Genomic DNA, 20,587 nt, shown 5'->3' with positions numbered 1-20,587 from the left:
GTCCTCCTCCAGTATCCGTCGCCGGGACGCGCTGGTGCCGGTGGTTCTATGCCCTGGCTGACTGGCCAGAGTTCTGCCAGGCGTCCCAGGCGGCGTAGCTGCCGTCGAGCTCGACGACGTCGTACCCGGCGCGGCGCAGGGCGCTGGCAGCCACGGAGTTCCGGACCCCGGACTGGCAGTAGGTCACGATGGTGCCTTCGGTGGGCAGCTCATCGAGGTGCCACATGACGCGGCCGCCGCTGAGCTGGTGGGAGCCGGGGATGTTCCCGGCGGTGTGCTCGGTGCGGTTGCGGACGTCCAGCACCATGGCCGCATCGAAGCCGGCGAGGGCGGCGGATTGGATCAGCTTCGGGGTGAACGTGGGGAGTCCTTCAAGGGTGGTGACGTAGCCGGCGACGTTGTCGATGCCGACCCGGACGAGGTGGTCCCACATGTCCTGCGCGGTTTCCTGGTCGGAAGCCAAGAGCACCAGAGGGTTCTTGTCGGTTTCCGGGTTGACCACCCAGGAGCCGTAGCTGGCCACGGACTTGCCGGCGGGAACGTTCAGTGAGCGAGTGACCGTGCCTTCGTGGACTTCGGCGTGGGGGCGGGTGTCGATGAAGGTGACGGTGTCCTCGGCGAGGTCCTTCGCGACGTCGGCCGGGTCCAGTTCCTGAAGCGGGGCGCGTTCGCCCATGATGGCCGGGCCTTCACGGTTTTCGCGCTTCATGCGGCCGAAGTAGGCGTGCGCGTCGGGCTGGCCGTCGAGGAGTTCATCGATGAAGCCCTGTTCCTCGTTGGCGGCCAGGTACGGGCCCCACCAGGCGTAGAGGCGCTCGTAGCCGACGGTAGAGGAGGGGATGGCGCCGAGGGCCTTGCCGCAGGCGCTGCCCGCGCCGTGGGCAGGGTGGACCTGTACGTAGTCAGGCAGGGTCAGGAACTTGTCCCGCAGGCTGGCGAACAGCTGCTTGGCGCCCTCGAAGCGGGTGTCGATGCCGCCGGCTGCCTCGTCGAGCAGGTCCGGACGGCCCAGGTCACCGGAGAAGACGAAGTCGCCGGAGAGCAGGTAGCCGGGCTGGTCGCTGAATGCGCCGTCGGTCACCAGGAACGACAGGTGCTCGGGGGTGTGCCCGGGGGTGTGGAGGGCCTGGATGCTGATGTTGCCAATGGTGATGGTGTCACCGTCGTAAAGGCGTTCGCCGTCGAATTCGTATTGCCAGTCCGGACCGCCTTCACCGGAGACGTAGATTTTCGCGCCCGTGGCGGCGGCGAGTTCGCGGGTGCCGGAGAGGTAGTCGGCGTGGATGTGGGTTTCGGTGACCGCCACGATCTTCATGCCGTTCTTCTTCGCCAGATCCTGGTAGACCGCGATGTCCCGGCGGCCGTCAACCACCACTGCGGTTCCGTTGGCCTGGCAGCCGATCAGGTAGCTGGCCTGGGCGAGGTCTTCATCGTAAATGCGCTCGATAAGCATTGGTTCTCTCCTTCATGAGGGGAAGTTTCGTGTCTGTTCCTGCATCAATTCTAATACCCCTGGGGGTATGCCGCCATGCTGGGTGTAGCAGCTGTCTTTTGTTGGGGATGTTAGGGGTGGTGCTGCGCTGAGTCGGCGCGGAGCTTGTCCATGTCCAGGTTCTTTACGCCCAGAATGACTTCTTCGAGTCCGGTGGCGTTGAGCGCTCCGGGCTGGGAGAAGACCAGGGTTTTGTCCTTGAAAGCCATCAGGGTGGGGATGGAGGTGATGCCGGCCGCGGCGGCGAGGGCCTGTTCGGCTTCGGTGTCGACCTTGGCGAAGGTGATGTCCGCGTGCCGTTCGGCGGCGGCGCCGTAAGTGGGTGCGAACACGCGGCAGGGGCCACACCAGGCTGCCCAGAAATCAACGAAGACGATCTCGTTGTTCTCAAGGGTTTCGGCGAAGTTCTGTTCAGTGATGTCGATGGTTGCCATGACGAGTTCGTGTCCTTCGGGTGTCCTCTAAATCGGGTGCATGGTCCTGACCGGTGGTCAGGTGGTGGGGAGGCCTGCGCGGGTCCAGGCGATCATGCCGCCGGCCATGGTGTCGGCGGTGAAGCCGGCACCGTTGAGTGCGTCTGCGACGCGGGCGGACCGGTTGCCGCTGCGGCAGACAGCGATGACGGGGACTCTGGGGTCCATCTCGGACAGTCGTGCCTGCAGCTGCCCCATGGGGATGTGCAGTGCTCCCGGGATCATGCCTTCGGCGACTTCAAAGTCCTCGCGGACATCGAGGATCCGGTCAGTGGATCGGCGCTGGTCGGCTTCGTTGACGGTGATTTCAGTCATCGGTTTCTCCTTCGGATAGTTGGGCTGTTGTCCTTAGCGGACGGGTTCGCCGGCCTGGAGCCAGGCGCCCATACCGCCGCGCAGGGAATACGCCTCATAGCCCTTTTCAGCAAGCAGGCGGGCGGCTGAAGCGGATCGGATCCCGGACTGGCACATGGCGATGACGGGCCGGGTCTTCTGGATTCCGGTGGTGCTGGTCCGGAGCCTGTCCAGCGGGACATGGCTGGCCTGCGGGGCCCGTCCGGAGCGCCATTCCTGGACGGTGCGAACGTCGATCAAGGCGGCACCGGAGGCCAGGAGTTCCTTCGCCTCAGCGACCGTGATGGTTTTGTAGGGCTTGCTGAATGCCTTCTTCAGGGAGCTGATGAGGCCCATGGTGTTCTCCTTTGTTTCGGAACGAGGGGTGGATTTCAGGCGGTAACGGTGCCCGCAGTGACCCAGGCTGCGACGGCAAAAATGAGCACGGCGAACGAGATGCGGATGTGCTTGTCGCTCAGGTGGCGGGCGAGGCGGGCAGCAACGAGGGATCCGAGGATCGCCGGGATCGCGAAGGACAGGACGCTAGGCCAGTCGAGGGTAAATCCCGCGGCGTGGGCGCCGAAGCCCGCCGCCGAATTGATCACAATGATGGCCAGGGATGAACCAACGGCCTGCTTCATGCGCAGGCCCAGGAACAGCGTGAGAGCCGGGGTGAGCAGGAAACCCCCACCCACACCGAGCAACCCCGTGAGGAACCCTACGAGGGCCCCGACCCCAACCGCCTTGGGGGCGCAGGAGCGGAAGGCGCGGTTGGGCCCCGTGCTGCACGAACCCTCCGTTTCCGTGGTCCGCAAGAGCATCCGGCCCCCCGCGATCACCATGATGACAGCGAAGACGAGCATCAGGATGTTTGGATCCAGAAGCCGGCCTACAGCAGCCCCGCCCCACGCGGCGGGGATGCCCGCGGCACCGACAATCAGGACCACAGGCCAGTTGATGCCCTCGCGCAGCCGCGGAATCAGCGCGGCAAGGGAGGAGATCCCCACCACCAGAAGGGAGGTGGGGATAGCCTCCGCCGGGCTCATGCCCACACCGTAGACCAGAGCCGGGACGGCGATGATCGAGCCGCCGCCACCGACTACACCGAGGACAATCCCGACAAAGAGCCCCAGCGACAGGGCGGCGATCATGCTGCCGCAGCCTGCTTGGCTTCGGCCACCGGGAGCTGCAGGATGGCACTTTCGCGGGTGGGTTCCTTGGCGGCCTTGTTCCATGGCATCGCCGAGATGGCCTGGCCCATGGCACAGGTGTTGGTGGCCGCGGAGAAGGTCAGGCCTGCGCCGATGATGCCGGCAAGCATCCGGATCCTCGGCGAAACGAATTTGCCGCCGGCCAGGCCCAGAACCACCAGGGACCCGGCGGCGAGGCGGACCTGCCGCTCCAGGTCCCAACGGTCCTTGCCCTTGACCACGTCGCCACCACTTGCTGCGAAGCCGGGGACTCCGCCGGTCAGGACGTAGGCCGTATCGATGCCGGAACCGGCCAGGTGCTGACGCGCCTGCTCGGCACGGGCGCCGGACTGACAGACCAGGACGACCCGGCTGCCCAGGCGGTCGGCCAGCTCATCGGTGTGTTCGGACAGCAGCGGCAGTGGAACGTTGTAGGAGCCGCGGATGTGCATCGACTCGAACTCAGCGGCAGAGCGCACGTCGATAACCACAAGGTCCTGATGATCGGAGATCCAGCTGCGCAAGGACTCCGGCGCCAGGGCGGTAATGGCGATGGATGGAGAAAGGGAAGTCATGGGGGCCTCTCGAAGGGGTTGGTGGATACCCCACCCAGTATTACAGATACCCATGGGGGTATGCAAAACACCCCATGGGGTATATAGTTGGTGGCAAGACGCCCACTCTTTTGGAGACTTCATGCAACTCGATCCGACCGAACTGACCCCGGTGGTCAACCGCCTCAAGCGCGCCCAGGGCCAGCTCGCAGCTGTCACGCGCATGCTGGAGGAGGGCAGGGACTGCAAGGACATCGTCACGCAGTTGGCTGCCGTCTCGAAGGCCCTGGACAGGGCCGGGTTCGCCATCATCGCCAGCGGCCTTGAGCAGTGCATCGTCCGTGAAGACACCACCATGGACAAAAAAGAACTCGAAAAGCTCTTCCTCTCCCTCGCCTGAAAAGCAGGGACCTCAGACCCCGTGCCGGGGCAGGTTCCCCCAAACTGCCCCGGCTCGGCCCCCACCCCGAACCGGCCGTATCTGTAACGACATATGAGGAGCAGGCTCATGAGCTATACCCACACTGTTACCGTCCCGCTGTCCTGGGAGGATGCTGTCCAGCGCACCCGCGAGGCGCTCGGTGAACAAGGCTTTGGCATACTGACGGAAATCGACGTCCGCTCCACGTTTGAAGCCAAACTCGGCACCGCCGCCGCCGACGCCATCGGCGACTATGTAATCCTCGGCGCCTGCAACCCCACCCTGGCGAGCCGCGCCCTCGCAGCCGAGCCGGAACTCGGTGCGCTGCTTCCATGCAATGTCGTTGTCAGACGAGGCAAGAACGCGCACGAAACCACCATCGACGCCATCGACCCACAAACCATGGTCCAGCTCAGCGACAGCCCGGCCGTCCGGGAGGTCGCGGACGAAGCCGATGCCCGACTTCGCAAAGCCCTCGCCGGGCTCAGCGATGCAAAGGACATCTCCAACTGACCAAAGTGTAGGCACTTGCAAAATGCAGAGAAGGCTGTGCCCGGGTTGAGCCTGTCCAGATAAGCCAGGTGATGGGGCGCTGGCCTTCGTAACTTCGCGTCGAGGCAAATTCCCGAGTCGCCCAGTGCCACCTAGATGTCAGCCAGCACCGACGTCGGGTTCTCAATCGCGTCGGCCACGAACCGCAGGAACCCGGCCGCTGCGCCGCCGTCGCACACGCGGTGATCGAACGTGAGCGTCAGTTCGGTGACCTTGCGGACCGCGAGTTCCCCGTTCACCACCCACGGCTTGTCGATGATCCGGCCGACGCCCAGGATTGCCACCTCGGGGTGGTTGATGATGGCTGCGGATCCGTCCACCCCGAAAACGCCGTAGTTGTTCAGCGTGAAAGTACCGCTGCCCAGCTGCTCCGGTGTCGCCTTGCCCTCGCGGACGACGGCGGTGAGCCGGCGGATCTCCGCGTCCAGTTCGCGGGCACTGAGTTTGTCCGCGTTGCGGATCGAGGGGACCATCAGTCCGCGGTCCGTCTGGGCCGCGAAGCCCAGGTTGATTCCGGCGAAGCCAACGATCTCCTGGGCGCCGTTGGCTGCCGTTTCGATGCGGGTGTTCAGGTCCGGGAATCGTTTTAACCCGGCCGTGACAAAACGTGCGATGAACCCGAGCAGCCCCGGCGTATTGTGCGCATCAGACTTCTTGAGGCCTGCCCGGAGTTCCACCAGCGCCGTGGCATCAACGTCCACCCAGACGGTGGCCTCGGGGATCTCCGCACGGCTGCGGGACATGTTGGCGGCCACGGCCTTGCGGACACCCTTGACAGGTGTCCGGGCGGAAATGCCCAGACCTGTCCGCCCGTCCGTTCCGGGAACGGCCTCTGCTGATCGAGTCTGTCGAGATCCTCGGGTTTCGACTGGCTCAACCACTGGGCGTTCGGCATCAGCCGGATGCTGCCAGGCCAGACCGTCCGGATGCCTTCTGAACCAAGACGGGTTCCGTCCGGGCGACGGCGGGATTTACCCGACGCTTCCATCCAGACGGGCGTTCCGCCGGGATGCATCGCGGCGGCGATAGCCAGGGTGGACGCAACCTGGACACACAGGACGCAGAGGAGAAGGTGGCCTCCGATGAAGGACAGGATGTCCGTGCGTCGGAGCGTTTCGTTCCGTGTTCTCCGGCCGGCGATTGGCCGGAGTCGGGCTGCCGGCGTCTGGCGGCCTGAACGCAGACCTCCCTGGGCGAGGGGCTTCCACTGATACGGGACCCTCGGACCTGGACGGCACGCCGACCAAACACGGCGCTAAATCTTCGCAATGACGGACACTAGGAAAGCATGCCCGGCTACGCTGTCTTCAGCCATGCCATGGCGTCGGCAGTCGAGGTAAAAAATCTGGTTGGGCAGTCAGGCCGGTGCCTGGCCAGGTAAAAAACGAGAATGACATTGTCCACGGGGGAAGTCCCGACGACGGCAACGCGGGTCAGCGGCCAGCGACCGGCGAAGGCATCCCGCGCCTTGGAACCCAAACCCTCCATCCAGTGCATGTCGACCAGCAGGGGGCGGCGGCGTCCGGAACACAGGATGCTGACCTTGGCCATCACGTCACGGACGTCCGCCTCTGTCACCACGGCTCCATGGGTCCAGCGCAGATGAACGACGCCGCCGCGCAGATCCACGGCAGCCCGCTCCCCTTCTACTGTCTGGTTCTTCACACGCCTCCCCGAAGCGATTCCCTGACCACCGGCGGCATACGCCTAAGCCTCCCGCGGTGTGAATTCCTGCGTGCGCGAAAGTGCGGTCTGCGTGTTGAGCCAAGCCGGAACCTGTTCCGAGGTCAACGGCTCGCTCCATAAGAAGCCCTGGGCCAAGGTAATGCCCAGACGGCGGAGTTCGGTGAGCTGTCCGCTGGTTTCGACACCTTCTGCGATGACGTCCATTTTCAGGCTTTTGGCCATGCCCACGACGAGTTCGATCACTGTTCCCCCGTGAGAATCGATGCCAAGTTCCCAGATGAACGTGCGGTCAATTTTCAAGGTCCGGGCTGAGAGCCATTTGAGGTAGCTCAGGGATGAGTAGCCGGTGCCGAAGTCGTCGATCGAGATCCCCAAACCCAGTCGGCGCAGACGCTGCAGGCTCTCCTTGGGCAGGTCCGGTTCGCCCATGAGCACTGTTTCGGTTATTTCCAGATGCACAGCGGCCGGGTCGATGCCGGCGGCGAGAATTGCGGCTTCCACGACGTCGGGGAAATCCTTCGCGACGAGCTGGCGCCCGGAAATGTTCACCGCTGCGGTGAGGCCGCCGGCACCAGGCACCTCCGTGCGCCACTGCTGCACCTGGCGCAGGGTCTCCCGGAGAACCCATGCGCCGATGGGGAGGATCAGGCCTGTCTCTTCGGCGATGGGGATGAACGTGTCCGGCATTATCAGGCCATGTTCCCGGTGGTTCCACCGCAGTAAGGCCTCAAAGCCGATGGGCGCGTCGGCATCGAGGTCCATTACCGGCTGGTAGTCCAGGCACAGTTCTCCCCGGTCCAGGGCCACCCGCAAATCGGACTCCAGATCCAGCCGCCCGCTGGCCTGCCGGGTCATCCGCGCGTCGTAAATGACCGACGCGTCGCCACCGGTTGATTTCGCCCGGTACATTGCCGTGTCCGCCCCGCCCAGCATGGACTCGGCAGTGCCGTCCGGGCCGGCCAGCGAAATACCTACACTGACGTTAAGAAAAACCTGCCGGCCATCGACCTCGAACGGGGCCCTGACGCAGTCTCTGACCCGTTCAGCCAGCAGCTTGGCGGCGCGCATCAGCATGTTCTCGCAAACGATGATGAATTCATCGCCGCCGAACCGGGCAACGGTGTCCCCGGCCCGGACCGCCTTCAGCAGGCGGTCCCCCAGGAGCCTCAAAATCTTGTCCCCTCCTCCATGGCCGATGCCGTCATTGATCAGTTTGAACCGGTCGATATCGACGAACATCACTACCGGCCGGGCGCCCCGGTCAAGGAAACCCTGAAGTACCTCGGTGATCAGGTACCTGTTCGGTAGCCCGGTCAGGGCATCGTGACGGGCCTGCCATTCCAGGATCTGTTCAGCGTTCTTGCGGTCCGTGATGTCCAATACCGTGTCAAGGAACCGATGGGGTTTCCCGTCGGGGCCGTTGATGCTCCGGATCCGTGAATGCAGCCAACGTTCTCCGCCGTCGGCCCTGATGAACCGGTATTCGAAATCCGCGGTTCCCTGGCCGGCCTCCAAGCTCCTCCAGACCTGGCGGACAGGCTCACGGTCCTCCGGATGGGTACGTTCCAGCATCCACTCCCGCGATGAGGACTCGCCCGGGCCCATGCCCAGGATCCGGGCAAATTCCTCCGAATGCCAGATCTCCCCGGTAGTCACCGTGTACTCGACGCTTCCCACATGCGCCATCTCCTGTGCGGCAAGTAGCCGGCGCCGCTCCGCCGCGGCTTCTGACTTCAACCGCTTGATCTCCGTAATGTCCCTGGCGATGGCGGAAGCCCCGAGCCGCTCGCCCTCTTGGCCATAAACGGGGGAAACTGTCAGTTCAACGTCAATCAAGGACCCGTTCTTGTGTTTCCACCGGGCCTCCACTCCTGTGACGAATGTCCCACTGCTGATGCGCGCAGCGACCTGGTCACTAAAGTCCGCGGCATCCCGGGTGGTGAGCAGGCGGTGGGTCTGCCCCACGGCTTCGGCTGAGGTCCAGCCGAACATCCTGGCTGCACCTGCATTCCAGCTGGTAATCTTCCCGGTCAGGTCAGCCCCGATGATTGCGTCCCCGGAGGACTCCACCATGGCCGAGAACCGGCGCAGGATGGCCTCTGTGTGCTTCCGGTCAGTGATGTCCTTGGAAATGGCAACGATGCTCACGGGCACAGTGTGCCTGCCCCTGATCGGGCTGACCGTACCGTGGACCGGGAACTCCCGCCCGGTCCGGTGCCGCATCCACAGCTCCCCGGACCAGTCCTGGTCCTGCGCTATTCTGTCGACTATCTCCTGACCGGTCGGACCCGGACCCGTCGCGGGGAGACTGCCGACGATTCCCAGATCAACAGGCGTCAGCCCCAGCACCTCGGACGCACCGAAACCGTACAGACGCTCCGATGCACGGTTCCAGTAGGTGACCCGCCAGTTGCGGTCCATGCCGATCACCGACTGGCCGATCTCATCCAGCAGTAACGACTGTGTCAGAAGGTCATCGTGATGCTCTCCCGCCATTGATCCCCCCGAGGTCTGTCCGAAACGGTACCGCAGTGCCCAGCACGTGTGGGTGAAGTGTAGACGTCCCGGGGCATAGCTGCCTATGGCTCGGCCGGGGCCGCCTCGGCCTGCACGACCCATGCGGACCACTCCAGCGGATCCACCGAGGGCCTGCCGAGCAGAAAGCCCTGGCCCGCGGTCATTCCCAGTTCAATGACCGCAGCAAGCTCCGTCTCGGTTTCAATTCCTTCGGCCGCCAGCACCGCCCCAACCTCGTTGGCGAGGCCGATCACGGCAGGCTCATCCCGTTCGGTTCCCAGAAGGATGCCGTCGATGACGGTACGGTCAAGTTTGATGATGTCAGGCCGGAGGCTGAGAACCTGCTCAGCAGGGGTGAAGCCCTTACCGGAGCCATCCACAGCTACCCGCAGGCCACACTTCCGGAAGGGGACCAGCGCCTGGATGAGCGAGCTCCAGATTTCATCACTTGCCCGGCCGATGAGTTCAATAATGATCTTGTCCATCGCCAGGCCGCAGTTCTCCAACATGCCTTGCACCCGGATGTCCGCAAGTGATGCAGGGCTGAGGTTGAACGCGACGAACAGATGAGGGGGGATCCCCTGCGCGGCGGACATGGCGCATTCGAGCGCCGCTATCTCCAGCTCGGGGCCGAGGCCGACGGCCTCGGCTTCCCGGAACCAGGTATCCGCGTCCTTTCCGTCGCTGCTGACGAAGCGTGTCAGCGCTTCAAACCCGGTGATGCGTCCGCCGGGCAATTCGTATACCGGCTGGAGCGCCGTCAGCAACAGCCTGTTGCCGAGTACTGATTGGATTCTCTTGCGGATGCCTCCGGCCTGGGCACCCGGCTGAAGGACCGGAGCCGAAAGTCGCTCCGTGACCACCGGCCCGGCGGGGGCAGCGAGCCGATGCTTCGGACCGCTCAGTTCCCGTGTTCCCATCAGATGCTCCAGCAGTGCCCGTTCCGGTTCATCCGGGTGGGACGCAAGGTGGTTCCGCAACTGCGATCTCGCCCATTCCCCTTCAGGATCAGGGTCGGTCAGAACGTCATTGATCAACGCCAGCACCTGACCGCGCAGAGTGGCAGTCTCCGCCGCCTGTGGCGGTAGGATAGGTCCCCCCGGACCCGCTGACTGCCTTGCGCCGGTGGCTGCTGGACCAGTGGACTCGTCCTTGGGCATCGGCTATTCCTTTATGGCTGCGTGTGCCGGCTGAGCCCGGCACCAGACCTCACCTGCACCGCTCCGGCGTTGAAGCGCAGCAGCATCAGCCTGACAGAAGACTACAACGACTTTTTGTTGAATCCCCCTGCTATTCACACCCAACTTTCGGCCATGGTCATCAGGCACACCCCGTACCCGTTGAAGCCGATGCCTTTGTAGTGATGGTCAGCCGGATGCCGTGGTCGACGGCCTCGAGCCGGACCGTGACCTCGGATGCCCGGGAGTGCCTGAAAGTATTGGTGAGTATTTCCTGCCCGGCACGGGAGAGCAGCGCCGCGGAAGTTGGTTTCCGGCAAGATTGGTCAAGCACTGTAGGGGTGCATCAGCCGCCCGGTGGCGTCGGGGCAGTAGAGTCGTTCTGGCGGCGAGGATACAGGAGGGACGGCACAGCTGGTGAAAAGTGAGGACGACGTTTGGACCACAGACCCCGCAACACTCCGTGATGTGGTGCTGGACGCCGAAGTGATGCAAGGCCGGCTGGAGGACTGTCCGGCACTGGAACGGGTATGGATCTTGTCCCTTCTTGGACGGACGGAGGAGTCCATCCAAGAAGGCCACGCGTTACTTGCATCGGCATCAGGCCGGTTCCGCCCCCTCCTCGTGCTCGCACAGGCCTATCAGCGCCAGTACCGATGGCATGAAGCGGCAAGACTGCAGGAAGAGGCCCTCCGCCTGGCACACACACGGGCACGGGAAGCACTCGTTCGCCATCAGATCGGCCGTCGGCTCTTCGACGAGGCGCGCTATCAGGAAGCAGCGGCCGAATTTGAGTGGGCTCACGACTTGTACCGGACAATGGGGCGAACCAGTCTCGCAAATGTCTCGTTGCAGGCCTTGGGGCGCGCCCGCGAAGTCGCCGGAATTCTGCGAACGTAAAGAGAGCAGCTGTTCGGTCAGCCCTCGGTCAAGCGAGCCGCTCTCGCGGTCAGCTCGTGACCAGTGCCGTCGACCGCGCGCCGCCGAGGAACCTCGTCAGGGCGCAGGCGGTGCGGCAGAGCCGGCGGCGGATGGCACGGCCGTCGGTTCCGGGTCCGGTTCCTGACACAGCCCCTGTTGACGCACCGGTGGTCCCCACGTTGGCGATGACTTCGCCGGCCTGCACCGGCTGGCCCTTCCTGACGGCGATGCCCTCGAGGTGGTCGTAGCTGGTGATGAGGCCGTTGCCGTGGTCAACTTCCACCCGGTTGCCTCCGCCCCACTGGTGCCATCCCACTTCCCGCACGACGCCGGCATCCGCCGAGTGGACGCGCGTTCCGCAGGATGCGGAGAAGTCCACGCCCCAGTGAAACTCCCCTTCCTCTCCTGTCATCGGATTGGTCCGGAGCCCGTAGGGCGAGCTGGGCACCAGTTCCAGTGGCGCAAAGCCGACAGCAAGGACCGCTGTGCCTGAGCCCATGGACAACCGGATAGCCAGGCGGCGGTGCCGAAACCTGCGCGGGACACAAGTCTGGGCCAGATGTTTCCCCAATGGATTCTCCCCATCAAGGCCGCGCTTGGATGCAATCTGTTGGGCCGGGGCCGTCGTCGGTCCGGCGGCCGGGATCATGGAGCGTGGTCAGTCCAGGGGAAGGGTGATGGACACCCGGGTTCCCCTGCCGGGAGCGGAATCAGTGGTGATGGTGCCGCCTGCCTCGTGCACGGCCATGGTCATCAGGCACACCCCGTACCCGTGGTCCCTCGAGGCCAGGCCCTGGTGCTCAGGGTTGAAGCCGATGCCGTTGTCCGTGATGGTCAGCCGGATGCCGTGGTAGACGGCCTCGAGCCGGACGGTGACCTCGGTTGCCCGGGAGTGCCTGAAAGTGTTGGTGAGTATTTCCTGCCCAGCACGGTAGAGCAGCGCCGCGGAAGTTGCCGGGACTTCGATGCCGTGGTGGGGGGTTTCCAGCCGCACCCCGGCACCCTCTTGGCGTAGCGGCTCTGTCAGCCTGTAGATGCAGCCGGCAAGCCCCCAGGTGTGGAAGTCCGGGGCGACATCCTCGGCGATGACACTTCCGGTGGTGCCTGCCTCCAGTACTGCTGCTTGGCTCATGACGTTCCCTGCTCCCTCACATGCTTTGTTGCCTGTTCGCATGCTTGGTCTGGTTGCAACTGCATGCCCTTGATCCAAGAGTGCGCGTCCACGCTCAAGGATTCCGGCAGTTAGCCCCACCTCCGCAAAAGGTTTCCAGCAGGTTTGGGCAAGGTCGCTCAAACTACATATCAGCTAGCACCGATCCCGGCTTCTCAATGGCATTTGCCACGAACCGCAGGAACCCGGCTGCTGTGCCGCCGTCGCACACGCGGTGATCGAACGTGAGCGTCAGTTCGGTGACCTTGCGGACCGCGAGTTCCCCGTTCACCACCCACGGCTTGTCAATGATGCGCCCGACACCCAGGATCGCCACCTCGGGGTGGTTGATGATGGCTGCGGAACCGTCCACCCCGAAAACGCCGTAGTTGTTCAGCGTGAAAGTACCGCTGCCCAGCTGCTCCGGTGTCGCCTTGCCCTCGCGGACGACGGCGGTGAGCCGGCGGATCTCCGCGTCCAGTTCGCGGGCACTGAGTTTGTCCGCGTTGCGGATCGAGGGGACCATCAGCCCCCGGTCCGTCTGGGCCGCGAAGCCCAGGTTGATGCCGGCAAAGCCAACGATCTCCGCCGGGATTTGAGCGCTTTCACATTGTCCAGGCGTCGGAAGGACCAAACTTCGTCCTGGCTGCAAGGGATAAGGAAGCGATGTAACAAATGGGAATATGGGCAAATCCCCACGCAGGGCGTATGATCATCAAAGAATTCATGCAGGAACCATGTGGGAGGAAACCGTGGACAGCGCTGCCAAATTTGTGCCGGTCGGGGAAGTCAGCGCCGACGAACGCTCAAGGATCGCCGTCGGCAAGGCCGGGGTGCGCAGGGACGATCGCTACGCCGTTGCCGTAAACGACGACGGCGAAATCCTCTTAACTCCGCTCGTCTCCATCCCGAAACGGGAACTGTTGATCTGGGAGAACGCTCAAATCCGCGAGGCCGTGAGCCTCGGCCTCCTCCAGTCCGCTGCCGGCGAGACCACGAGCCTGGGCGACTTCAGCCAGTACGCAGACGATCAGGACGACGAGTGACCGAACCGTTCGACCTGCGCTTTACACGGGTAGCGGCTGAGCAGATGGAAGCATTGACTGGTGATGGCCACGCGGAAAAGAAGCTGAAGAAGGTCCGCAGGGCACTTGGCCGGCTCCAGACTAATCCGTCCCATCCAGGACTGAATTCACACAAGTATTCATCCATGGCCGGCACCAACGGCGAAGAGGTTTGGGACTCATATGTGGAAAACAACACTCCTTCTGCATGGCGTATTTTCTGGCATTACGGCCCGGGAACCCGCGTGATCACCGTTGTGACGATTACTCCCCATCCCTGAGCCGATGCTTCTTGAATGCTGCACCGTCGTGTAACTTCGGACGTACCGGAATTTAGGGGTACGGATGGAGCAGTACGATGCTCGTGGTCAGGACTTTCTTCTCAACGCTGCCGTCGCTTTTGGTGATGCCTGTACCCGCCCAAAGCTGACACCGACTTGCCCCTTCTACGAGGAGACCGACACCGGTCCTACGTGCGACGAGCAGTGCCGCGGAATTGCAGAGTCTCTCGGTGATACGTCACGGAAGGTGGCAACGCACCAGTTGGGTGGCCTTGTCCTCACCGGACGTGAAATCCCGCGATCTGCGGCTGCTGGGGCTGAAGAATTCGATGCAACTCGACTTTACATTGCGGGGAGAGATCTTCCCGTCGCTGAGCAGACAACCACTGCGTTGTTGCTCGCATTGCGCCACCACAGCATCAACATTGTCCTCAATGAAACACACACCGATCAATCAAGCGTTCCGCTTGCCATTTGGGCAGAATTAGATCGCCGCGACTTCCCGACACCGAGATGCGCCGCCGCCGGACTGAGTTTGCAGTTGGCGAGAGCAGCTGTCTCCCGAGCCACGTTCAGCCGGTTGACGGCGTTGGGCCTCATCGGCTCCGGGATTGGGAATGAGCTTTTGGAGTCGGATCCATGGGCTGAGTTCCTCGCGTCTATTCATGGAAAAATAGCACCGTTACTGTCGGATACACATCGGCCGAGATCTGGCAACGCAGGTGGCCACAGGCTAGTTCTTCCTACGTGGCTTGCCGATCTCGATAGCGATAAAGGCTTGTCCACTGCCATCGCATCGGATGATTTGTTGCGCGTAGCCTTCAGTCCCGACTTCGTTTTTCGGCTTAGCCAGTGGTTTGGTCGCCTTTTCACCGATGATCATCGTCGAGTATTCCGAGCATCGGTTCCAGACCAACATCTGTTTCTGGGATTAGACCCCTCACAATATTCAGATGACCCAGGGAACTGGCTCTGGACACGGCTAACGCAGACATCTCTTGATGGCTGGTCTGAATCTTCGCTTGTTCACGAATGGGATTGGCAGGCACGAGACGAGACCCGCGGCTTTCCGCGGCGGATCCTTGGGGAACGAGTCATTCAACCCGCCATCATCTCGAATGCGGTGCTGCAACGACTCTCCTCCAGCAGCGCCGAGACTCCCAGCCAAGGTTTCGATCCGAATCATTTCGTAGACCGCGCCATCGAACTCCTACAATGCGGTGACCCTCAAGGAGCTGCGAAAATCTTCACAGGTGTCACCGAACTGCGGCCCACGGATGCCGTCGTCTGGAATAACTTAGGCTTCTGCCAAATCGCATTTGACCCCGCGGCTGCATTGCATTCCTTTGGAAAGTCCGCGATGTTCAGCCGAGACGGAACACAGATTCGAATCGTCAATCAGGTGCTGGCCCTCCACCTCATTGGGCGAGACGACGACTCCCTCGTCTTGGCCAGCGAAATTCCAGGGCCTCCGCAGTGGCCGTCTTCCGCGTGGCTATGGAATCACACTGCACCGCGGAAGGCCGGAGCGCCCGACCTCGTACAAGACGTCCAGTTTTATTTAGAAAATTTGGTCACTCATATCCAGAGACGCCTTTGCGATCGCGGCATACATGAGGCAGAAATGGGTGAGGTGGAAAACTAGACCCGCGGAAGGTCAGATGTCAGCCAGCACCGACGCCGGGTTCTCAATCGCGTCGGCAACGAACCGCAGGAATCCGGCCGCTGTGCTGCCGTCGCACACGCGGTGATCGAACGTGAGCGTCAGTTCGGTGACCTTGCGGACCGCGAGGTCCCCCGCCACCACCCACGGCTTGTCGATGATCCGGCCCACTCCGAGGATTGCCACCTCGGGGTGGTTGATGATGGCTGCGGATCCGTCCACCCCGAAAACGCCGTAGTTGTTCAGCGTGAAAGTACCGCTGCCCAGCTGCTCCGGTGTCGCCTTGCCCTCGCGGACGACGGCGGTGAGCCGGCGGATCTCCGCGTCCAGTTCGCGGGCACTGAGTTTGTCCGCGTTGCGGATCGAGGGGACCATCAGTCCGCGGTCCGTCTGGGCCGCGAAGCCCAGGTTGATTCCGGCGAAGCCAACGATCTCCTGGGCGCCGTTGGCTGCCGTTTCGATGCGGGTGTTCAGGTCCGGGAATCGTTTTAACCCGGCCGTGACAAAACGTGCGATGAACCCGAGCAGCCCCGGCGTATTGTGCGGATCAGACTTCTTGAGGCCTGCACGGAGTTCCACCAGCGCCGTGGCATCAACGTCCACCCAGACGGTGGCCTCGGGGATCTCCGCACGGCTGCGGGACATGTTCGCGGCAACGGCCTTCCGGACACCCTTGACAGGCGTCCGGGAGGAAATGCCCAGACCTGTGCGGGAATCGACAGCCCCCTGGGTTTCGACGGGCTCAACCACCGGGCGTTCGGTGGTGGAGCCTGCCGAAACCGAAGCCTCCGGGCTCGCCTCAACCGCCGGATGGATGACAGCCTCAACATCCCGGCGCATGATCAGCCCGCTGTCCCCGGACCCGTGAATGTTGCCCAGGTCCACGCCGTGTTCCCGTGCCATGCGCCGGACGAGCGGTGAAATGACGGCGCCGAGCTTGCCCGGGACGCGCGTGCGGAGGAGCGAGATGTCCACATCCGGGATTTCGACAGGCTCAATCACCGAAGCAACTGTCCGCGGGGCCCGGGTCCGCCGGGCAGCGCCACTGCCGCCGGGGGTCCCGTAGCCGATCAGCACGTTTCCGGACCCGGCCTTCTCCTCCTCGCGGTAGGTCTCAGCAGCGCCGGTCTCCGCAGGCTTGGTTTCGACAGGCTCAACCACTGAGGCAGGCTCCACCACCGAGGCGGGCTCAACCACCGAGCCCACCGGAAGCACCGAAATCAGCGGCTTGCCCACGTCCAGCGTCTGGCCGGGCTCGCCGTGGAGCACCGTCACAGTGCCGGCGTACGGGGACGGGACTTCCACCATGGACTTGGCCGTCTCCACTTCGGCGATGGGCTGGTCCACGCGGATCTCATCGCCCACGGACACGAGCCAGTTGACCAGTTCGGCTTCGGTCAGGCCTTCGCCGAGATCGGGCAGCAGGAATACTTTCGGTTCACTCATGGTCAGTTCTCCCACTGGAGGTCGTCTACGGCGTCGAGGATGCGGTCCACGCCGGGCAGGTAGTAGTGCTCGAGCTTCGGTGCGGGGTACGGGACGTCAAATCCGGTCACGCGGCGGATGGGGGCGGCGAGGTAGTGGAAGCAGCGTTCCTGGACCCGCGCCACGATCTCGGAGGACACGGAGGCAAACCCGTGCGCTTCCGCGATAACCACGGCCCGGCCGGTCTTCCGGACGGAAGCACAGACAGTCTCGTCGTCGAAGGGCACGATGGAGCGGACGTCGATGACTTCCAGCGAGCGCCCCTCCTCCGCAGCAGCTGCGGCAGCCGCCAGCGCCGTGGGCACGGACGGTCCGTAGGCGATGAGCGTGGCGTCGGTGCCGGGACGGGCGACGGCGGCCCGGCCTTCCGAGGATGTCCCGGCTGCCGCGTTGGCGACGTGCTGTGCCCGGAGATCCTCAAGGTCCACTTGGTCCTTGGACCAGTAGAGCTTCTTCGGTTCCATAAACATGACGGGGTCGTCCGAGTCGATGGCTTCGCGGAGCATCCGGTACGAGTCGGCCACGGTGGCGGGCGTGAACACCTTCAGGCCCGCGGTGTGGGCGTAGTAGGACTCGGAGGAGTCGCAGTGGTGCTCCACTCCCCCGATGCCGCCGGCGTAGGGAATGCGGATCACCATGGGCAGCTTCACGGCGCCCTTGGTGCGGTTGTGCATCTTGGCCACGTGGCTGACGATCTGCTGGAACGCCGGATACGCAAACGCGTCGAACTGCATCTCCACCACCGGCCGCATCCCGTTCATGGCCATTCCCACGGCCATGCCCACAATGCCGGACTCGGCCAGCGGCGTATCGAAGCAGCGCTGCTCCCCGAAGGTCTTGGTGAGGCCGTCGGTGATGCGGAAAACCCCGCCGAGGAGACCCACGTCCTCGCCGAAGACCAGGACGGACGGATCAGCGTGCATGGCATCCGCCAAAGCCGTGTTGAGGGCCTTGGCCATGGTGACCGGCTGGGGCCCGGAAGCTTCAGCCACAGAAGCGGCGGACGCCGCAGCCCGGGCAGTTGCCGCGCTGACGTTGCCGTTCGCCTCGGACGAGGTGGTGATGGTGGGACTCATTTCGCGGACTCCTCAGATGACGCTTCGCGGGCAAGTTCGTCGGCGAGCATGGCCGACTGTTCCTTCAGCTGCGGTGTGGGCACGGAGAACACGTGCCGGAAGAGTTCCTGGGGGTCCACCGGGACGTCCTCGCCCAGGCCGTCCCGGAGCTGGGTGGCAACGTCCTCAGCGTGAGCAGCGATCCGCGCGGCGCCGTCGTCGTCCAGCAGTCCGCGCCCGGTGAGGTACGTCTTCATCCGGCTGATCGGATCCTTGGCCTGCCACTCGGCCACCTCGCTGTCCTGCCGGTAGCGGGTGGCGTCGTCGGCGTTGGTGTGGGCCTGCATCCGGTACGTGTGTGCCTCCACCAGGAGCGGCCCGGAGCCTTCGCGGGCGAGTTTCACGGCCCGGTCCAGGACGGCGAGGAGGGCCACCACGTCGTTGCCGTCCACCCGTTCGCCGGCCATGCCGTAGCCCACGGCCTTGTGGGCGAGCGACGGCGCCACGGACTGGTGCGCCAGCGGCACCGAGATGGCGTACTTGTTGTTCTGGACGAAGAAGACCACCGGCAGGTGGAAGACGGCGGCGAAGTTCAGGGCCTCATGGAAGTCGCCTTCGCTGGTGGCGCCGTCCCCGCACATGGCCAGCACCACGGTGTCCTCGCCGCGGAGCTTGGCCGCGTGCGCAACACCCACGCCATGGAGCAGCTGGGTGGTGAGCGGCGTGCACTGGATGCCCACCTTGTGCTTGGAGGGATCGTAGCCGCTGTGCCAGTCACCGCGGAAGATGGTCATGGTCTCCACCGGATCAACTCCCCGGGCCATGACCGCCACGGCATCCCGGTAGGTGGGGAACAGCCAGTCGCCGTCGGAAAGGCAGAGTGCTGCTGCCACCTGGCAGGCTTCCTGGCCGTGGCTGGACGGGTACACGGCCATCCGGCCCTGGCGGACGAGCGCCGAGTTCTGGTCGTTGACACGGCGTCCGACGACGAGCTGCTCGTAGGCGGCCAGCAGTTCCTCATCGGAGGGCAGGGGGTACTCGTGGCCGGGTTCTGTGCCCTGCTCACTTTCCGCTTTGAGCCGTCCCTCCGGGTCCACCATCTGGATCTGGTGCCGGGCGGGCAGCATGTAGTCCTCCACCGTGATGCCGAACTTGCGCACCGCTTCGGATACTGCATCTTCAGCCGGCAAACGCTGGGCCTGGTCCGGCGCAGGGTGGTCCGCGGAGATCGTCATTGGTCCGTCCTTCTGTAGCCACTAGTCGGTTCCAGTATGGCCCTCGGGGAAGTTTCGTATCCAGTAGTTCGCCAAATCGTGGAAGGTTCCGCCGGATGGACCTACTCTGGAAGACGAATTGAAATGTGATCTGGGCAACGAGCGGGAGCGGTGGACGAATTGGCACGACTTGAAGGAGATTCCGGGGAGGTGCCGCTGGACGACGTCGACCGCCGGATCATCGCCGAACTCACCCGGGACGGGAGGATGTCCGTGACGCAGGTGGCCGAGAACGTCCACATCTCCCGGGCCCACGCGTACACCCGCATCGCCAGGCTGACCGGCGAAGGCGTGCTGACCAAATTCACGGCTCTGGTGGACCCCATCAAGGCGGGGCTGAAGTCCTCCGCCTACGTGACGCTGAAGGTGAGCCAGCATTCATGGCGTGAGCTTCGCGAGCAGCTGCGCGCCATCCCGGAGGTCCACCACATCGCCCTCGTGGGCGGCGATTTTGACGTGATCCTGCTGGTGCGCGCCATCGACAACACCGACCTGCGGCGGGTGATTTTCGATCAGCTGCAGGCCATGCCGGGCGTCCAGGACACGCAGACGTTCCTGGTGTTTGAGGATGTTGATACGCGTTAGGGCGCGCGATTAGAGGCCGTGCGCCTTGTCCTGTCCGTGGCGGTAGGAGTGGTAGGCGTAGACCAGCAAGGCGATCCCCGCCAGGATCGTGACGGCCGAGACGGCGTATTCCAAGGGGATGAGCAGCGCCATAGCCTGGAGAGCGAAGATCACTCCCAGTCCGCCGAGAACGGCAGCAGGAATCAAGGGCCACTTCATCCGGCCGGTGTTCTCGGAAGTTCGGACCGGGACAAGGGACAGCACGCCGAACGTGGCCGCCAGGCCCAGGAACAGGACGGCGGCGACGGGCGTGCCTTGGAGCGCCTGCGGGAGGGCCACGATGACGGCCAGCGTGAACATCACCCCGCATGGGATGAGGGCCCACCAGTTGGCCGGTTCGCGCAGGTAAACCGCGGCGAATCCGGCTGCCATGAACAGGAACAGGTAGGCTCCGCCCGCACTGCCAGCCGTGAGTTGAGTGACGGTGATGACGGCGGCCACGCCCAGGAAAACCGAGCCGGGGATTGCCGCCCACCAGTTCTCGCGGCTTCGAATGAACAGGGATATGAACACAACCCCCACCGCAGCGAACATCAGCGCCGGTACTCACATGAATACTGGCTTCCAAGGGAGCCACGTGCCGTGCGCTTCAGAGCCACCTGGCCAGATCACGGATCGTGTCGTTCAGAGCCACGATTGGCGTGGTTGAGAGCCACCTGAAAAGCTCCTCCCAC

Annotated in this window: 23 protein-coding genes and 2 pseudogenes; 7 read left to right on the top strand and 18 right to left on the bottom strand. The window is 63.9% G+C overall.

Translation table 11 applies throughout. The features are described 5' to 3' along the window. Positions 1–46: 46 nt before the first annotated feature. From NFC73_RS00125 to NFC73_RS00100, 6 genes are all read right to left on the bottom strand, one after another. Entirely contained in the window at positions 47–1,453 is a 1,407-nt protein-coding gene (locus tag NFC73_RS00125) for an MBL fold metallo-hydrolase (protein ID WP_254746571.1), read from the bottom strand. Positions 1,454–1,563: 110 nt separating this feature from the next. Next, complete coding sequence (locus NFC73_RS00120) at positions 1,564–1,926, bottom strand: thioredoxin family protein (protein ID WP_254746569.1); 363 nt, start codon at positions 1,924–1,926, stop codon at positions 1,564–1,566. 57 nt (positions 1,927–1,983) lie between these two features. Further along, positions 1,984–2,280, bottom strand: coding sequence for a rhodanese-like domain-containing protein (locus NFC73_RS00115; protein WP_254746566.1), 297 nt, complete (start codon positions 2,278–2,280; stop codon positions 1,984–1,986). 33 nt (positions 2,281–2,313) lie between these two features. After that, on the bottom strand, positions 2,314–2,655 hold the full coding sequence (locus NFC73_RS00110; RefSeq protein ID WP_254746563.1) for a rhodanese-like domain-containing protein: 342 nt from the start codon (positions 2,653–2,655) through the stop codon (positions 2,314–2,316). Positions 2,656–2,690: 35 nt separating this feature from the next. Then, positions 2,691–3,449: a sulfite exporter TauE/SafE family protein gene (locus NFC73_RS00105; protein ID WP_254746560.1), complete on the bottom strand. Its 759-nt coding sequence runs from the start codon at positions 3,447–3,449 to the stop codon at positions 2,691–2,693. Then, on the bottom strand, positions 3,446–4,063 hold the full coding sequence (locus NFC73_RS00100; protein ID WP_254746557.1) for a rhodanese-like domain-containing protein: 618 nt from the start codon (positions 4,061–4,063) through the stop codon (positions 3,446–3,448). The genes NFC73_RS00105 and NFC73_RS00100 overlap by 4 nt, the downstream gene beginning before the upstream one ends. Before the next feature lie 121 nt (positions 4,064–4,184). Between NFC73_RS00100 and NFC73_RS00095 the strand changes: the two genes are divergently transcribed. Both NFC73_RS00095 and NFC73_RS00090 read left to right on the top strand, forming a co-directional pair. Beyond that, positions 4,185–4,442: a metal-sensitive transcriptional regulator gene (locus NFC73_RS00095; RefSeq protein ID WP_141141385.1), complete on the top strand. Its 258-nt coding sequence runs from the start codon at positions 4,185–4,187 to the stop codon at positions 4,440–4,442. A 108-nt stretch (positions 4,443–4,550) separates the two neighbouring features. Then, positions 4,551–4,976 (top strand): DUF302 domain-containing protein, encoded by a 426-nt coding sequence (locus NFC73_RS00090; protein WP_254746554.1) that lies wholly within the window; start codon positions 4,551–4,553, stop codon positions 4,974–4,976. Positions 4,977–5,107: 131 nt separating this feature from the next. Here the strand turns inward: NFC73_RS00090 and NFC73_RS00085 are convergent. The 5 genes and pseudogenes from NFC73_RS00085 to NFC73_RS00065 all read right to left on the bottom strand — a co-directional run. Further along, positions 5,108–5,905: pseudogene (locus tag NFC73_RS00085) on the bottom strand (dihydrolipoamide acetyltransferase family protein); the annotation flags it as partial. 406 nt (positions 5,906–6,311) lie between these two features. Beyond that, on the bottom strand, positions 6,312–6,680 hold the full coding sequence (locus NFC73_RS00080) for a DUF7793 family protein (protein ID WP_254746551.1): 369 nt from the start codon (positions 6,678–6,680) through the stop codon (positions 6,312–6,314). A gap of 42 nt (positions 6,681–6,722) precedes the next feature. Continuing rightward, on the bottom strand, positions 6,723–9,197 hold the full coding sequence (locus NFC73_RS00075) for a sensor domain-containing protein (protein WP_254746549.1): 2,475 nt from the start codon (positions 9,195–9,197) through the stop codon (positions 6,723–6,725). 83 nt (positions 9,198–9,280) lie between these two features. Further along, positions 9,281–10,255: an EAL domain-containing protein gene (locus NFC73_RS00070; protein ID WP_254746547.1), complete on the bottom strand. Its 975-nt coding sequence runs from the start codon at positions 10,253–10,255 to the stop codon at positions 9,281–9,283. 283 nt (positions 10,256–10,538) lie between these two features. Further along, a complete protein-coding gene (locus NFC73_RS00065) occupies positions 10,539–10,730 on the bottom strand; it encodes an ATP-binding protein (protein ID WP_254746545.1) in 192 nt (63 codons plus the stop codon). A 134-nt stretch (positions 10,731–10,864) separates the two neighbouring features. Here NFC73_RS00065 and NFC73_RS00060 point away from each other — a divergent pair, with 134 nt between their 5' ends. Next, positions 10,865–11,296, top strand: coding sequence for a hypothetical protein (locus NFC73_RS00060; RefSeq protein ID WP_254746543.1), 432 nt, complete (start codon positions 10,865–10,867; stop codon positions 11,294–11,296). A 49-nt stretch (positions 11,297–11,345) separates the two neighbouring features. Here the strand turns inward: NFC73_RS00060 and NFC73_RS00055 are convergent, their stop codons facing one another. The 3 genes and pseudogenes from NFC73_RS00055 to NFC73_RS00045 all read right to left on the bottom strand — a co-directional run. After that, positions 11,346–11,816: a M23 family metallopeptidase gene (locus tag NFC73_RS00055; RefSeq protein ID WP_254746541.1), complete on the bottom strand. Its 471-nt coding sequence runs from the start codon at positions 11,814–11,816 to the stop codon at positions 11,346–11,348. Positions 11,817–11,975: 159 nt separating this feature from the next. Further along, positions 11,976–12,449 carry a sensor histidine kinase gene (locus NFC73_RS00050; RefSeq protein ID WP_254746539.1) on the bottom strand — a complete coding sequence of 158 codons (474 nt, stop codon included), beginning with the start codon at positions 12,447–12,449 and terminating at the stop codon, positions 11,976–11,978. 163 nt (positions 12,450–12,612) lie between these two features. Further along, positions 12,613–13,053: pseudogene (locus tag NFC73_RS00045) on the bottom strand (2-oxo acid dehydrogenase subunit E2); the annotation flags it as partial. Positions 13,054–13,204: 151 nt separating this feature from the next. On the opposite strand from NFC73_RS00045, the gene NFC73_RS00040 reads away from it, so the two are divergent. The 3 genes from NFC73_RS00040 to NFC73_RS00030 all read left to right on the top strand — a co-directional run bounded on the left by NFC73_RS00040 (position 13,205) and on the right by NFC73_RS00030 (position 15,457). After that, the gene (locus NFC73_RS00040; protein ID WP_254746537.1) at positions 13,205–13,513 is read left to right on the top strand and encodes a hypothetical protein; all 309 of its coding nucleotides are present in this window, start codon (positions 13,205–13,207) and stop codon (positions 13,511–13,513) included. Further along, positions 13,510–13,812, top strand: a complete 303-nt coding sequence (locus tag NFC73_RS00035) for a hypothetical protein (RefSeq protein ID WP_254746535.1) — start codon at positions 13,510–13,512, stop codon at positions 13,810–13,812. The genes NFC73_RS00040 and NFC73_RS00035 overlap by 4 nt, the downstream gene beginning before the upstream one ends. Positions 13,813–13,876: 64 nt before the next feature. Then, a complete protein-coding gene (locus tag NFC73_RS00030; protein ID WP_254746533.1) occupies positions 13,877–15,457 on the top strand; it encodes a tetratricopeptide repeat protein in 1,581 nt (526 codons plus the stop codon). 12 nt (positions 15,458–15,469) lie between these two features. Here the strand turns inward: NFC73_RS00030 and NFC73_RS00025 are convergent, their stop codons facing one another. From NFC73_RS00025 to pdhA, 3 genes are read right to left on the bottom strand one after another with little or no spacing between them, the layout of a single operon-like run. After that, entirely contained in the window at positions 15,470–16,921 is a 1,452-nt protein-coding gene (locus NFC73_RS00025; protein ID WP_254746530.1) for a dihydrolipoamide acetyltransferase family protein, read from the bottom strand. 2 nt (positions 16,922–16,923) lie between these two features. Beyond that, a complete protein-coding gene (locus tag NFC73_RS00020) occupies positions 16,924–18,036 on the bottom strand; it encodes an alpha-ketoacid dehydrogenase subunit beta (protein ID WP_254746527.1) in 1,113 nt (370 codons plus the stop codon). Next, positions 18,033–19,250, bottom strand: coding sequence for a pyruvate dehydrogenase (acetyl-transferring) E1 component subunit alpha (gene pdhA / locus NFC73_RS00015; RefSeq protein ID WP_254746524.1), 1,218 nt, complete (start codon positions 19,248–19,250; stop codon positions 18,033–18,035). The genes NFC73_RS00020 and pdhA overlap by 4 nt, the downstream gene beginning before the upstream one ends. A 159-nt stretch (positions 19,251–19,409) precedes the next feature. On the opposite strand from pdhA, the gene NFC73_RS00010 reads away from it, so the two are divergent. Continuing rightward, positions 19,410–19,874 (top strand): Lrp/AsnC family transcriptional regulator, encoded by a 465-nt coding sequence (locus NFC73_RS00010; protein ID WP_056345240.1) that lies wholly within the window; start codon positions 19,410–19,412, stop codon positions 19,872–19,874. A 9-nt stretch (positions 19,875–19,883) separates the two neighbouring features. Here the strand turns inward: NFC73_RS00010 and NFC73_RS00005 are convergent, their stop codons facing one another. Continuing rightward, positions 19,884–20,426, bottom strand: a complete 543-nt coding sequence (locus NFC73_RS00005; RefSeq protein WP_254746521.1) for a hypothetical protein — start codon at positions 20,424–20,426, stop codon at positions 19,884–19,886. Positions 20,427–20,587: the final 161 nt, after the last annotated feature.

The organism is Pseudarthrobacter humi, from assembly GCF_024294965.1.
Taxonomy (GTDB): Bacteria; Actinomycetota; Actinomycetes; order Actinomycetales; family Micrococcaceae; genus Arthrobacter; species Arthrobacter humi.
Note: the sequence above shows the minus strand (reverse complement) of the source record. Positions and strands in the feature narration are given on the sequence as shown.

Excerpts from the sequence above, each read along its gene's own strand:
- NFC73_RS00125 (WP_254746571.1), bottom strand. The coding sequence starts at position 1,453 with ATGCTTATCGAGCGCATTTACGATGAAGACCTCGCCCAGGCCAGCTAC.
- NFC73_RS00120 (WP_254746569.1), bottom strand. The coding sequence starts at position 1,926 with ATGGCAACCATCGACATCACTGAACAGAACTTCGCCGAAACCCTTGAG.
- NFC73_RS00115 (WP_254746566.1), bottom strand. The coding sequence starts at position 2,280 with ATGACTGAAATCACCGTCAACGAAGCCGACCAGCGCCGATCCACTGAC.
- NFC73_RS00110 (WP_254746563.1), bottom strand. The coding sequence starts at position 2,655 with ATGGGCCTCATCAGCTCCCTGAAGAAGGCATTCAGCAAGCCCTACAAA.
- NFC73_RS00105 (WP_254746560.1), bottom strand. The coding sequence starts at position 3,449 with ATGATCGCCGCCCTGTCGCTGGGGCTCTTTGTCGGGATTGTCCTCGGT.
- NFC73_RS00100 (WP_254746557.1), bottom strand. The coding sequence starts at position 4,063 with ATGACTTCCCTTTCTCCATCCATCGCCATTACCGCCCTGGCGCCGGAG.
- NFC73_RS00095 (WP_141141385.1), top strand. The coding sequence starts at position 4,185 with ATGCAACTCGATCCGACCGAACTGACCCCGGTGGTCAACCGCCTCAAG.
- NFC73_RS00090 (WP_254746554.1), top strand. The coding sequence starts at position 4,551 with ATGAGCTATACCCACACTGTTACCGTCCCGCTGTCCTGGGAGGATGCT.
- NFC73_RS00075 (WP_254746549.1), bottom strand. The coding sequence starts at position 9,197 with ATGGCGGGAGAGCATCACGATGACCTTCTGACACAGTCGTTACTGCTG.
- NFC73_RS00055 (WP_254746541.1), bottom strand. The coding sequence starts at position 11,816 with ATGGGCTCAGGCACAGCGGTCCTTGCTGTCGGCTTTGCGCCACTGGAA.
- NFC73_RS00050 (WP_254746539.1), bottom strand. The coding sequence starts at position 12,449 with ATGAGCCAAGCAGCAGTACTGGAGGCAGGCACCACCGGAAGTGTCATC.
- NFC73_RS00040 (WP_254746537.1), top strand. The coding sequence starts at position 13,205 with ATGTGGGAGGAAACCGTGGACAGCGCTGCCAAATTTGTGCCGGTCGGG.
- NFC73_RS00030 (WP_254746533.1), top strand. The coding sequence starts at position 13,877 with ATGGAGCAGTACGATGCTCGTGGTCAGGACTTTCTTCTCAACGCTGCC.
- NFC73_RS00025 (WP_254746530.1), bottom strand. The coding sequence starts at position 16,921 with ATGAGTGAACCGAAAGTATTCCTGCTGCCCGATCTCGGCGAAGGCCTG.
- NFC73_RS00020 (WP_254746527.1), bottom strand. The coding sequence starts at position 18,036 with ATGAGTCCCACCATCACCACCTCGTCCGAGGCGAACGGCAACGTCAGC.
- pdhA (WP_254746524.1), bottom strand. The coding sequence starts at position 19,250 with ATGACGATCTCCGCGGACCACCCTGCGCCGGACCAGGCCCAGCGTTTG.